This is a genomic window from Niallia sp. FSL W8-0177 (assembly GCF_038006285.1).
GTDB classification, from domain to species: Bacteria; Bacillota; Bacilli; order Bacillales; family Cytobacillaceae; genus Niallia; species Niallia circulans_A.
In genome coordinates this window covers 4,425,389-4,438,758 of record NZ_JBBOUX010000001.1, presented here as the reverse complement: position 1 = coordinate 4,438,758, position 13,370 = coordinate 4,425,389, and the positions used below count along the sequence as shown (strand labels likewise).

At 40.8% G+C, this 13,370-nt stretch carries 8 protein-coding genes, 8 tRNA genes and 2 rRNA genes; 1 reads left to right on the top strand and 17 read right to left on the bottom strand.

Features of this window, described 5'->3' with window-relative positions:
• Window positions 1-3: 3 nt before the first annotated feature.
• The 6 genes from glmS to sigW all read right to left on the bottom strand — a co-directional run bounded on the left by glmS (window position 4) and on the right by sigW (window position 7,453).
• A complete protein-coding gene (gene glmS / locus NST77_RS21665; RefSeq protein ID WP_095331397.1) occupies window positions 4-1,806 on the bottom strand; it encodes a glutamine--fructose-6-phosphate transaminase (isomerizing) in 1,803 nt (600 codons plus the stop codon).
• Window positions 1,807-2,423: 617 nt separating this feature from the next.
• Window positions 2,424-3,776, bottom strand: coding sequence for a phosphoglucosamine mutase (gene glmM, locus NST77_RS21660; protein ID WP_095331398.1), 1,353 nt, complete (start codon window positions 3,774-3,776; stop codon window positions 2,424-2,426).
• Window positions 3,777-3,818: 42 nt separating this feature from the next.
• Window positions 3,819-5,144, bottom strand: coding sequence for a CdaR family protein (locus NST77_RS21655; protein ID WP_341123523.1), 1,326 nt, complete (start codon window positions 5,142-5,144; stop codon window positions 3,819-3,821).
• Complete coding sequence (cdaA, locus tag NST77_RS21650) at window positions 5,137-5,961, bottom strand: diadenylate cyclase CdaA (RefSeq protein ID WP_095331402.1); 825 nt, start codon at window positions 5,959-5,961, stop codon at window positions 5,137-5,139. The genes NST77_RS21655 and cdaA overlap by 8 nt, the downstream gene beginning before the upstream one ends.
• Window positions 5,962-6,219: 258 nt before the next feature.
• On the bottom strand, window positions 6,220-6,897 hold the full coding sequence (locus NST77_RS21645; protein ID WP_445668911.1) for a zf-HC2 domain-containing protein: 678 nt from the start codon (window positions 6,895-6,897) through the stop codon (window positions 6,220-6,222).
• A complete protein-coding gene (sigW, locus tag NST77_RS21640; protein WP_047943945.1) occupies window positions 6,890-7,453 on the bottom strand; it encodes an RNA polymerase sigma factor SigW in 564 nt (187 codons plus the stop codon). Before sigW ends, NST77_RS21645 begins: the two co-directional genes overlap by 8 nt.
• Before the next feature lie 324 nt (window positions 7,454-7,777).
• Here sigW and NST77_RS21635 point away from each other — a divergent pair, with 324 nt between their 5' ends.
• A complete protein-coding gene (locus tag NST77_RS21635; RefSeq protein WP_095331404.1) occupies window positions 7,778-7,945 on the top strand; it encodes an aspartyl-phosphate phosphatase Spo0E family protein in 168 nt (55 codons plus the stop codon).
• 94 nt (window positions 7,946-8,039) lie between these two features.
• Here the strand turns inward: NST77_RS21635 and rocF are convergent, their stop codons facing one another.
• The 11 genes from rocF to NST77_RS21580 form a co-directional block, all read right to left on the bottom strand.
• A complete protein-coding gene (rocF, locus tag NST77_RS21630) occupies window positions 8,040-8,936 on the bottom strand; it encodes an arginase (RefSeq protein ID WP_095331406.1) in 897 nt (298 codons plus the stop codon).
• Between the two features lie 184 nt (window positions 8,937-9,120).
• Window positions 9,121-9,193: transfer RNA gene (locus NST77_RS21625), tRNA-Lys, on the bottom strand.
• Window positions 9,194-9,195: 2 nt separating this feature from the next.
• Window positions 9,196-9,270, bottom strand: a tRNA-Gln gene (locus NST77_RS21620).
• A gap of 43 nt (window positions 9,271-9,313) precedes the next feature.
• A tRNA-Tyr gene (locus tag NST77_RS21615) sits at window positions 9,314-9,397 on the bottom strand.
• A gap of 29 nt (window positions 9,398-9,426) precedes the next feature.
• Window positions 9,427-9,502 (bottom strand) — tRNA-Thr (locus NST77_RS21610).
• 28 nt (window positions 9,503-9,530) lie between these two features.
• Window positions 9,531-9,606, bottom strand: a tRNA-Val gene (locus tag NST77_RS21605).
• Window positions 9,607-9,609: 3 nt separating this feature from the next.
• Window positions 9,610-9,684: transfer RNA gene (locus tag NST77_RS21600), tRNA-Glu, on the bottom strand.
• A 15-nt stretch (window positions 9,685-9,699) separates the two neighbouring features.
• A tRNA-Thr gene (locus tag NST77_RS21595) sits at window positions 9,700-9,772 on the bottom strand.
• A 28-nt stretch (window positions 9,773-9,800) separates the two neighbouring features.
• Window positions 9,801-9,875 (bottom strand) — tRNA-Asn (locus NST77_RS21590).
• 10 nt (window positions 9,876-9,885) lie between these two features.
• A 5S ribosomal RNA gene (rrf, locus tag NST77_RS21585) occupies window positions 9,886-10,002 on the bottom strand.
• A 160-nt stretch (window positions 10,003-10,162) separates the two neighbouring features.
• Window positions 10,163-13,098: ribosomal RNA gene (locus NST77_RS21580) — 23S ribosomal RNA — on the bottom strand.
• Window positions 13,099-13,370 lie beyond the last annotated feature (272 nt).

Genomic DNA, 13,370 nt, shown 5'->3' with positions numbered 1-13,370 from the left:
AACTTATTCCACCGTAACACTCTTAGCCAAGTTACGTGGTTTATCTACGTCGCAGCCTCTATGAAGTGCTGCATAGTAAGCAATTAATTGTAATGGTACTACAGAGATAAGGGGTGTTAACAGATCGTGCACAGCTGGTACGATGTAGCGGTCGCCATCCATTTCTAAGCCTTTCATCGAAATGATGCATGGGTTTGCTCCGCGAGCTACTACCTCTTTCACGTTACCACGTATGCTTAAGTTAACACTCTCTTGTGTTGCTAATGCGATAATAGGTGTTCCATCTTCAATTAAAGCAATTGTTCCATGCTTTAATTCTCCACCTGCGAATCCTTCTGCTTGGATGTAAGAGATTTCTTTTAGCTTTAAAGAACCTTCAAGGCCAACATAGTAATCAATGCCGCGCCCGATATAGAAAGCATTTCTTGATGTTTCCAGATATTCTCGAGCAATAGCCTCTAACTCTTCTTTATCTTCAAAAACGCCTTCCATGGCATTGGCAATGATACCTAATTCATGAATAAGATCAAAATCTATCTGGTAGCCTTTGCTTCTTGCTGTTACTTCTGCAAGGATAGACAATACAGCCATTTGCGAAGTATAAGCTTTAGTAGAAGCTACTGCAATTTCCGGACCAGCATACAATAATAAGGTGTGGTCAGCTTCACGAGACAATGTGGAGCCTGGTACATTTGTGATAGTTAGAGTTGGATAACCCATTTCCTTCACTTGCACAAGCACAGCACGGCTATCTGCAGTTTCTCCACTTTGTGTAATGAAAATGAACAGTGGTTTTTCAGAAAGCAGCGGCATATTGTAGCCGAACTCACTTGCCACATGAACCTCTACAGGGATTTTTGCTAATTTCTCAATAAATTGCTTCCCAAGAAGACCGGCATGATAAGATGTACCAGCAGCTACAATGTACAGTCGATCGGCAGCTTTCACCGCTTCAATGATCGCTGGATCAATTGTCAACTTTCCATCTTTGTCTTGATATTCCTGAATAATTTTGCGAATAGCTACTGGCTGTTCGTCAATTTCTTTTAGCATATAATGAGGATATGTTCCTTTTTCAATATCACTAGCATCTAGTTCTGCCGTATATGCTTCCCGGGAAATAATCTCTCCCTCTAATGTTTCAATGGTTACCTTGTCTTTTGTCACGATCACAATTTCTTTATCTACTAATTCCACATATTGATCAGTTACTTGAAGCATAGCCATTGCATCACTTGCGATAACATTGAAGCTTTCCCCTAATCCTATCAATAATGGGCTTTTATTTTTTGCTACATATATCATGTCTTTGTTTTGCTCATCTAATAAGGCAAACGCATAAGACCCTTTTAATAATTTTAGTGTTTGAACAAATGCTGCCTTTACATCGCTTCCGGCTTCTACAAAATGTTCAATAAGTTGAACAACGACTTCTGTATCTGTATCACTTTTCAAAGTAACATCAGCAAGGTATTCTTTCTTTAATAAGTCATAGTTCTCAATGACACCATTATGAACAATTGTAAAGCGTTCTGATGCACTTTTATGTGGGTGCGCATTTAATCTGCTTGGCACACCATGGGTTGCCCAGCGTGTATGACCAATTCCAGCAGGTGCAAATACTTCTTCGTCCACAATACTGCGTAGGTCAGCAATTCGTCCTTTTTCTTTAAAAACTTGAACTCCCTCTCCATTGCTTAATGCAATACCAGCTGAGTCATAGCCTCTATATTCTAGTTTCTCTAAACCTTTTAATAAAATCTCTTTCGCATCCTGGTTTCCAATATAACCAACAATTCCGCACATACTTCTTTTCCTCCGTTCTAAGGGAGCAAGAAGTCACTTTTAGGGAACAAACTTGCTCCCTTATCTCTGTTTTTTTGGTTATAAGCTGTAATATACTGCATCTTTTGTACTGCCTAAAGACAGATGAAAACAAAGGCTGTAGATAATACAACTTAAAGATTACGCTTATGATTTTAGCTTGCCCTACTCTTTGTGCATTAAGTTACCTTAATGTTTTAAAGTATGACTTACGATTGGCTAATACAACCGGGAGGCATCCGCCGAAAAATCGATAAACCTCCTCCTCGTCAACTAGTTTCGTGTCGTCCATTACTAGTCCAGGCGCTTCAATTTCCTATAATAATCCCTATCCTCCTTATCAACAGGTTTGCTTTATTCAAAAAGCAATTTAATCATACCCTACCTAGAATCGTTCCGTCAAATACAATCCTATGACAAAATCGTAAATTTTTATTTCATTAACTGAGGTAGGATCCATTCCCGACACGAAAAGCGGAAAAATTAATAGGGTGAAAAACATTCCTTCGAAATGTCTTTCACCCTATTAATGTATTCTATCGTGCTAATTTTGTTCCTAATTGCATAGATATTAATATGAGTTCCTTATGTGTTTAAGCTTATTCTTCTGGTAAACCCATTTCCTCTTTAACAACTTCGGAAATAACATTCACATAAGCTTCACATAATTCCTCTGTTGGAGCCTCCGCCATTACACGTACAAGTGGCTCGGTTCCAGAAGGACGAACTAAAATTCTTCCATTTCCGTTCATATCTTGTTCTACTTTTGCAATTACTTCTTTTACTTTTTCATTATCTGTTACATGAAATTTATCTGTCACTCTAATATTCACTAATTTTTGCGGAAATTTCTTCATTTCTCCTGCAAGCTCCGATAGCTTTTTCTTTGTTACTTTCATAATATTAACTAATTGCAGCCCAGTTAAAAGACCGTCACCTGTTGTATTGTAGTCAAGGAAGATAATATGTCCTGACTGTTCTCCACCAAGGTTATAGCCATTATTACGCATTTCTTCGACTACATAACGGTCTCCAACAGCAGTTGGAATGCTCGTAATTTCGTGTTGTTCTAGTGCTTTATAGAAGCCTAAATTACTCATGACAGTAGAAACAACTGTATTGTTTTTGAGTCTTGCTGTTTCTTTTAAGTATTTTGCACATATATACATAATTTGATCGCCGTCCACGATATCCCCATTTTCATCAATAGCAATCAAACGATCACCATCACCGTCAAAGGCTAACCCAACATCTGCTTCTTTTTCTAGGACAAATTTAGAAAGTGCCTCAGGGTGTGTAGAACCTACGCCATCATTAATATTTAATCCATTCGGTGATGCGCCCATTGTAGAAATATCCGCATCTAAATCTGCAAACAAATGCATTGCTAAGGAAGAAGTTGCTCCATGTGCACAATCTAATGCAATGTGAATGCCTGCAAATTCCTCATCCACTGTTTGTTTTAAGAACTGCAGATACTTTTGACCACCTTCAAAATAGTCATCAACCTGACCAAGATCTGCACCCGTTGGTCTAGGTAACGTATCTTCTGCTTGATCAATCAGTGCTTCAATTTCTAACTCTTGCTCATCCGATAGTTTAAAACCATCAGGACCAAAAAATTTAATCCCATTATCTGCGACCGGGTTATGCGATGCAGAAATCATTACTCCCGCCTGTGCTCCTAATGCCTTAGTTAAATAGGATACACCTGGTGTAGAGATAACACCTAAGCGCATTACTTCTGCACCAATGGAAAGCAATCCTGCTACAAGCGCTCCTTCCAGCATATGTCCGGAAATACGAGTATCTCGTCCGATTAATACCTTTGGTCTGTCGTGGTCTTTTGTTAGGACGAAACCACCATATCTTCCTAGCTTAAACGCTATTTCTGGTGTTAGTTCACTATTTGCCACACCTCGTACTCCGTCCGTACCGAAATATTTACCCATTTCTATATCGCTCCTTCTAACTAGTATAGATCACGTTTTATGTTAAGCCTCTTTATTTGTAATAGACACACTCGCCGTATTTGTAGCTAGTTCCCAATCTATATTGTCAGGTCCATTTACTTTAATAGGGACTTCGTGCTCCCCATCATCCATTCCTGTTAAATCTATATAGAGATTAAAATCAGAGACACTTAATTCCCTTACCCTATTTTGCTCCCCAGAAATCCGAAGACTTGTACTACTACTTTTAGGTTTAGCAATGGTTGCCTCTAAATCGCTATTTAAACCTTTAATAGTAATAGGTACATTGCTTAACATTCTTGTTTCTGTTTTTTCTGTCGTCACAGCTTCCTCTGAATCCTGATTCGCCTGCTCATCATCCTCTTTCTGTTCTTGTTCTTGCTCTTGCTGGGCGGCTGTTACCTTTACTGTAACCTTTACAAGCTCTGGATCAACAGATGTTACCCCATTGGATATAATGACAGGTAATGTTAATTCTTCATCTTTTTCTATTTTACTTAGGTCAACTTCAACTCTTGTGCTTTCCACATCTTTTAAAACATCTTCTGGACCAGTGATAGTTGCTTCCTTTTTATCCAAAGTTATCGAGTCAATGGTTATACCATCCTTTGGCTTACCTTGTTCCACTATTTTTATAGGTACTGTTTTACTCGTTCTTTTTACAGGAATATTCACTTCTACTATTTCTGGTTCCACTTGCACATTTAATTTATTTAAACTACCATCCAATACAGAAACCTTCGCCTGTTGGCTTACAGCCTCATTTGTATTTCCATCAAGATTTACATTTGCCTTTACATAGGCAATTTTTTCAATCTCATCTTTTGCTCCTGTAACCTTAACTGTTTTCGGCTCAATTTTCGGTGTTCCAGCAGCGTATCCTTTCGCAAGAGCGTTACTGCTAAATTCTGCTTCTACATTAAATTCTTGAGTAACCTTTTCTTTTACCGTGACTTTTATCGTTTCAGGATCAATCGATGCCTTAATTTTATCAGATAAGTCCTTTATTTGAAGGGGAACGGTCTTACTTCCTAAATTAGCATTTGCTAAATTCACATATACCTCAAAATCCTTTTTCAATTTAGCCTGCTGTATATGAACCGTTGGACCTCTTAAAGTAACGGTAACAGTTTTCGGTATCCCTGTAACAACTACATTTTCAGTATCATAATAGGCTGTTACTGGGATATCCTCTAAAATAACGGTTTCTGAATCACCTGGAACATTTACATCTGTTGAACTTTCATTGGGATCATATGCATAGGAAAAAAGTAAAAGAGCAAAAGCTAAGGATAAAACTTTTGTAAACCAATTTTTCCCTATTACATTATTAAACAATTTACTCATTTTTCTTCCCCTTCCAGCTCCACTTACTTGACGTGGTTTGTTTGGTAGAAGGTGTTATCAAGGCACTAGATAACATTTCTCTAAATGCATCTAATTTTAATTCTCTGTGCAAATCACCGTTTTTCGTTATCGAGATTGCACCCGTTTCCTCTGAAACAACGACGGTTAAGCTGTCTGTTACTTCACTAATGCCCAGTGCCGCTCTATGTCTAGTTCCCAGCTCTTTTGAAATAAAGGGACTTTCCGATAGAGGAAGGTAACATGCGGCTGCGGCAATATTTGTTTTTTGTATAATAACGGCTCCATCATGCAGTGGAGTATTCGGAATAAAAATATTAATTAATAGCTCTGCAGATATCTTTGAATCAAGCGCAATACCTGTTTCTATGTAATCACTCATTCCTGTTTCTCTTTCAATTGTGATTAACGCACCAATTCTTCGTTTAGCCATATAGTCTACTGCTTTTACAATCGATTCCACTAACTGGGCTTGGAGTTCATGTTCCTGAACAACGGATCGTGAAAAAAACTTCCCTCGCCCCAATTGTTCGAGAGCTCTTCTTAATTCTCCCTGGAAAATAATAATAAGGGCTAAAGCACCCCACTGTATTACCTGCTGCATCATCCAGCTTAATGTTTGTAGTTGGAAATATTCACTTAACATTTTAATAATTAAAATAACAAATATTCCATTCAACAATTGTACCGCTTTTGTCCCGCGGATAATTGTAATAATCTTATAAATGACATACCAAACAAGGATAATGTCTACTGTATTCGCTAAATATTTTAAAAAAGGGAAATCTGCAAACGACATTTTCCTTCCTCCAAAGTATATATTTCAAAAGTGACGCTTTAGAAGATTTTTCCCTAACTCAAATATGTCAGGAGAAAACCTACAATTATCATATTATAACACAATTCCAATTAATACAAAGAAAAGCATAACCAACAATCTTGAAAACAATTAGATTGTCCATATCACTAGTATATGTGTCTCGATTGTATTTAAGCCCTATTTTTACTCGAAAGAAAAATACATATAAAACTAAATAAAAAAACCTGCAATTTAAAATTAAATTGCAGGAAGGCTATTTTTTTGGGTATTATCCTCATCACTAAATACCCCTGTAATATCCGTTACAGTTTTCTTTATATGGTACCATAACCAATCAAATATTTCATTTACCTCTTTAATATCACCGGTTACTTGGTTAGCAGAAGCCATATACTTCTTACCATTGATTACTGTTACATTCCCTTCAACTTGTCCCTCTATTTTAATATCTCCATTACGAACGATCACATCACCTTTTACTGTCTCTCCCTCTGGCACAATAGCGGTATTATTTTCTACTATTATATTTGGCTGTTTCGAAACAGAAAACTGATGGTCCTCATTCCATGACGACATTAGACTCGATATCATTAATATAAGGAAAAGGGAAGCAGCAGCAAGCATAGGATGGTGACGAAGCCATCGTTTCACTCTTACTTGCTTCTTTTCTTCCGGCAATTTAGCTAGTATATTTTCTGCAAAGTTCATTGGAGCTTGGATGTGAGACGTACTTTGGACCAGCGCAATAGTTTTTTTCAATTCATGAAAATGAGTTGCACATTCTTCACACTGATCTAAATGCTTTTTTAATTCTTTTAAATTCTCTTCTTCTATTTCTTCATCAAGATATTGATGCATATAGGTAATAATCTTTGTTGAACAAGTCATATTATTTTCACCTTCTTTATCAGACATACCGTAATTGTTTTCTCAACGCTTCTCTTCCCCTGTGAATACGCGTTTTAACTGTTCCTAAAGGAAGCTCCAGAATTTCACTTATCTCATTCAAAGAAAGTTCTTCGATATATTTTAAAACGATGACTGCTCGATACTTTTCAGGAAGTTTGGAGATTTCCCTTTGTATCATTGCTTGTAGCTCCATACTCTCTACATCCTCCTCAGGCAATTTTCCATCCGAGGAAATTTGTGAGTACATATTTAAGCCGTCTGTTCCTGGAACCTCTGCATCAAGATAATAATCTGGTTTCCTCTTTCTTATACGGTCAATGCATAGGTTTGTCGCAATACGATATAGCCATGTTGAAAACTTATATTCCATATTATAGCGATGAACATTCACATATGCACGAATAAAAGCCTCTTGTGCTATATCCTCTGCTTCATGCCTATTCCCCAACATCCGATAACAAATTTGAAACACTTTATCTTTATATAGTTCGATTATGTCACCAAATGCATTTTTATCCCCTTTTAAAACTTGTTGAATCCTTTTTTTTACTAATGCTTCCATCTATTTACCTCCGCTCTAGTGCGGCTAATCGATTTACGAATCGACAGCAGGAAAGGTTTCATTTTTTCTTTAAAAATTTTTTATTATGTATAAAAAAATAATATTCTCACTTATATGTAGTGAAAAATCTCCCTATTATGCACATCTATCTTTTTTAGGATACTCATTCTTATTTTAACAAATAATGCCACATAATGTTTAAAATTTTTAGAATTGGTTATAAAAAAAGTAATAATATGCTAAAATCAAGACAAGCAACATTTGAATTTACTACGGCTATATAGATTAGGAAGAAATCATAAAAACATATAGAGGGTGAAGCAAATGAGTGATAGAAAATTATTAAAAGACATTGAAGAACATCGTGAAATGATGATCTATTTGGCAAACAACACTTCTTTTTCGCACCCAAAAGTTGTTGACATAAGTACAAAATTAGATTTGTTATTAAATAAATATGAAAAAATATGTAGTCAGCTATCTGTAAAATAATAAGGATTGTTTTGTCCTGACTTCCAATCCAATTATCATATGAAAAGCAGTGCACATCCATGCCTGCTTTTTAGCTTTGTTACCTTTTTTAATTTTATAGTAATTTTTCTCCAAATAGGGAACCCATTAATGCTACAGCTAATGAGGCAGTCTTGTTTCTTTCATCTAATATCGGGTTAACTTCTACAAATTCAGCGGAAGTAATAAGTCCTGATTCCGCTAACATTTCCATAGCTAAATGACTCTCCCTATAACTTATTCCCCCAGGAACTGGTGTTCCAACTCCTGGTGCATCATTTGGATCTAATCCATCTAAGTCCAGAGACAAGTGTACCCCATCTGTTTTTTCCTTTAAGTAATCAATCGTACTCTCCATCACCTTCGTCATTCCTAGTCGATCAATTTCATGCATAGTAAAAACCTTGATTCCTAATTCTTTTATAAGCCTGCGCTCACCTTCATCCAAAGATCTAGCCCCTATTATAACTACATGCTCTGGTTTTATTTTAGGAGAGGCTCCTAATATATTGGTCAATAGCTCATGCCCATATCCTAAACTTACAGCCAGTGGCATGCCATGAATATTCCCTGATGGAGAGGTTTCTGCCGTATTTAAATCTCCATGTGCATCATACCAAATGACCCCTAAATTTGTGTAATGCTTAGATACTCCAGCAAGTGTCCCAATTGCTATACTATGGTCTCCGCCTAATATAAGAGGAAATGACTTTGATTGAATGATCTTATCAACCATTTCTGCAAGCATTAGATTTTTTTCTGCTATTAAGTGAAGATTTCTAAGATTGCTTTGAACATCTATTATGGTTTCTGGTCTTCCTACTGATATATCTCCCCAATCTTCAATAGAAGAAAATAGCTTTGATAATCTTTCAAAAACACCTGCATAGCGGATTGCACTTGGCCCCATATCTACTCCTCTGCGCATTTGTCCAAGATCCATCGGCATTCCAATAATAGTCAGCTTTCTCATGAAAATCCTCCCCATCTCTCCAGCTATATTTTTCTTTTATTGTACCTTCTCCCGAAACAATGACTCAACTCAACATCTTTATGTATATATATGCGAATATGCTATAAATCCTCAAGGGGAAATAACAAGAATGCCATGTTTAAAAGCACAAAAAAACCAAACACAATCGTGTTTGGTTTAAAGATGAGCCATGGAGGATTCGAACCTCCGACCCTCTGATTAAAAGTCAGATGCTCTACCGACTGAGCTAATGGCTCGTTGGCTGGGCTAGCTGGATTCGAACCAACGAATGACGGAGTCAAAGTCCGTTGCCTTACCGCTTGGCTATAGCCCAAAAATATAAAAAGGACATATAATTAATATTGTCCAATGATAAATGGTGGAGGGGGACGGATTCGAACCGCCGAACCCGAAGGAGCGGATTTACAGTCCGCCGCGTTTAGCCACTTCGCTACCCCTCCGATATTCAAACTAATGACAATTAAAAAAGTGGTGCCGGCTAGAGGACTTGAACCCCCAACCTACTGATTACAAGTCAGTTGCTCTACCAATTGAGCTAAACCGGCAATAAATTTATAAACTTTTAAAAATTAATGGTGGAGGATGACGGGATCGAACCGCCGACCCTCTGCTTGTAAGGCAGATGCTCTCCCAGCTGAGCTAATCCTCCAAATGGTGACCCATACGGGATTCGAACCCGTGTTACCGCCGTGAAAGGGCGGTGTCTTAACCGCTTGACCAATGGGCCGTATTTATTTTCGTAAGCTTCCAACCGGGCTCGAACCGGTGACCTCTTCCTTACCATGGAAGTGCTCTACCTGCTGAGCTATGGAAGCACTTTGGCTAACATATAATTAAAAATAATGGCTCCGCAGGTAGGACTCGAACCTACGACCGTTCGGTTAACAGCCGAATGCTCTACCACTGAGCTACTGCGGAATAATGGTATGCCTGGCGACGTCCTACTCTCACAGGGGGAGAACCCCCAACTACCATCGGCGCTGAGAAGCTTAACTTCCGTGTTCGGTATGGGAACGGGTGTGACCTTCTCGCTATCGCCACCAGACTTATTTTATCAGACATGTATTATTATACATGTTTTAGATATTTTTTCAAGTTTAATTTCGAAAAATTATTCCCTGAAAACTAGATTATGAAGTAAAGAAAGAATGAGTAATCATATTGTCCAGCTCCAACGCCATAAACAGGCATTTCCGCTTTTCATTTTAGTTAAGTCCTCGATCTATTAGTATCAGTCAGCTCCACATGTCGCCACGCTTCCACCTCTGACCTATCAACCTGATCATCTTTCAGGGATCTTACTAGCTTACGCTATGGGAAATCTCATCTTGAGGGGGGCTTCATGCTTAGATGCTTTCAGCACTTATCCCTTCCGCACATAGCTACCCAGCGATGCCTTTGGCAAGACAACTGGTACACCAGCGGTGCGTCCATCCCGGTCCTCTCGTACTAAGGACAGCTCCTCTCAAATTTCCTACGCCCACGACGGATAGGGACCGAACTGTCTCACGACGTTCTGAACCCAGCTCGCGTACCGCTTTAATGGGCGAACAGCCCAACCCTTGGGACCGACTACAGCCCCAGGATGCGATGAGCCGACATCGAGGTGCCAAACCTCCCCGTCGATGTGGACTCTTGGGGGAGATAAGCCTGTTATCCCCGGGGTAGCTTTTATCCGTTGAGCGATGGCCCTTCCATGCGGAACCACCGGATCACTAAGCCCGACTTTCGTCCCTGCTCGACTTGTAGGTCTCGCAGTCAAGCTCCCTTGTGCCTTTACACTCTACGAATGATTTCCAACCATTCTGAGGGAACCTTTGGGCGCCTCCGTTACTTTTTAGGAGGCGACCGCCCCAGTCAAACTGCCCACCTGACACTGTCTCCCACCCCGATCAGGGGTGCGGGTTAGAATGTCAATACAGCCAGGGTAGTATCCCACCAATGCCTCCACCGAAGCTAGCGCTCCGGCTTCCAAGGCTCCTACCTATCCTGTACAAGCTGTACCAAAATTCAATATCAGGCTGCAGTAAAGCTCCACGGGGTCTTTCCGTCCTGTCGCGGGTAACCTGCATCTTCACAGGTACTATAATTTCACCGAGTCTCTCGTTGAGACAGTGCCCAGATCGTTACACCTTTCGTGCGGGTCGGAACTTACCCGACAAGGAATTTCGCTACCTTAGGACCGTTATAGTTACGGCCGCCGTTTACTGGGGCTTCAATTCAGAGCTTCGCACTAACGTGCTAACCCCTCCTCTTAACCTTCCAGCACCGGGCAGGTGTCAGCCCCTATACTTCGCCTTGCGGCTTCGCAGAGACCTGTGTTTTTGCTAAACAGTCGCCTGGGCCTATTCACTGCGGCTCTCGCAGGCTTGCACCCGCAAGAGCACCCCTTCTCCCGAAGTTACGGGGTCATTTTGCCGAGTTCCTTAACGAGAGTTCTCTCGCTCACCTTAGGATTCTCTCCTCGCCTACCTGTGTCGGTTTGCGGTACGGGCACCCTAAATCTCGCTAGAGGCTTTTCTTGGCAGTGTGGAATCAGGAACTTCGGTACTATATTTCCCTCGCCGTCACAGCTCCGCTTATGTGGTAATGGGATTTGCCTCATTACCAGCCTAACTGCTTGGACGTGCTAATCCAACAGCACGCTTACCCTATCCTCCTGCGTCCCCCCATTGCTCAAACGATTTAAAGGTGGTACAGGAATATCAACCTGTTGTCCATCGCCTACGCTTTTCAGCCTCGGCTTAGGTCCCGACTAACCCTGAGCGGACGAGCCTTCCTCAGGAAACCTTAGGCATTCGGTGGATGAGATTCTCACTCATCTTTCGCTACTCATACCGGCATTCTCACTTCTAAGCGCTCCACCAGTCCTTACGGTCTAGCTTCAACGCCCTTAGAACGCTCTCCTACCACTGACATCAAAGATGTCAATCCACAGCTTCGGTGATACGTTTAGCCCCGGTACATTTTCGGCGCAGAGTCACTCGACCAGTGAGCTATTACGCACTCTTTAAATGGTGGCTGCTTCTAAGCCAACATCCTGGTTGTCTAAGCAACTCCACATCCTTTTCCACTTAACGTATACTTTGGGACCTTAGCTGGTGGTCTGGGCTGTTTCCCTCTTGACCACGGATCTTATCACTCGTAGTCTGACTCCCAAGAATAAGTATTTGGCATTCGGAGTTTGTCTGAATTCGGTAACCCGATGGGGGCCCCTAGTCCAAACAGTGCTCTACCTCCAATACTCTAAATCTTGAGGCTAGCCCTAAAGCTATTTCGGAGAGAACCAGCTATCTCCAAGTTCGATTGGAATTTCTCCGCTACCCACACCTCATCCCCGCACTTTTCAACGTGCGTGGGTTCGGGCCTCCATCCAGTGTTACCTGGACTTCACCCTGGACATGGGTAGATCACCTGGTTTCGGGTCTACAACCACATACTATTTCGCCCTATTCAGACTCGCTTTCGCTGCGGCTCCGTCTCTTCAACTTAACCTCGCATGTAATCGTAACTCGCCGGTTCATTCTACAAAAGGCACGCTATCACCCATAAAAGGGCTCTAACTACTTGTAGGCACACGGTTTCAGGATCTATTTCACTCCCCTTCCGGGGTGCTTTTCACCTTTCCCTCACGGTACTGGTTCACTATCGGTCACTAGGGAGTATTTAGCCTTGGGAGATGGTCCTCCCTGCTTCCGACGGGATTTCTCGTGTCCCGCCGTACTCAGGATACACTCAAGAGGGAACGAAGTTTCGACTACAGGGTTTTTACCTTCTACGACTGACCTTTCCAGATCGATTCGTCTACCCCGTTCCTTTGTAACTCCATATAGAGTGTCCTACAACCCCAAGAGGCAAGCCTCTTGGTTTGGGCTAATCCCGTTTCGCTCGCCGCTACTCAGGGAATCGCGTTTGCTTTCTCTTCCTCCGGGTACTTAGATGTTTCAGTTCCCCGGGTCTGCCTTCAGTACCCTATGTATTCAGGTAAAGATTCTATCCCATTACGGATAGAGGGTTTCCCCATTCGGAAATCTCTGGATCAAAGCTTACTTACAGCTCCCCAAAGCATATCGGTGTTAATCCCGTCCTTCATCGGCTCCTAGTGCCAAGGCATCCACCGTGCGCCCTTTCTAACTTAACTTAGTTTCGACCAAAGATAAGCGGCGTATCTCTTCGTCAGCTTCTTCACTCTGCTCCTCACGTACTGTCGTACGCTCTGGTGCTCGTTCGGTCGCTTCCTTGACCTACTTGCTTCTCTTTGCTCTCCAATCTTTGAAGGAGTATTCGTTTAATACGACTACTTTCCAAAGAAGTAATTCTCTAAAATAGAGAATCTAAGATGGCGATTACTCGGTTTCTTTCTTGGTTCTTACATAATCTAGTTTTCAAGGAACAATTTCGGCTAAAGATAAA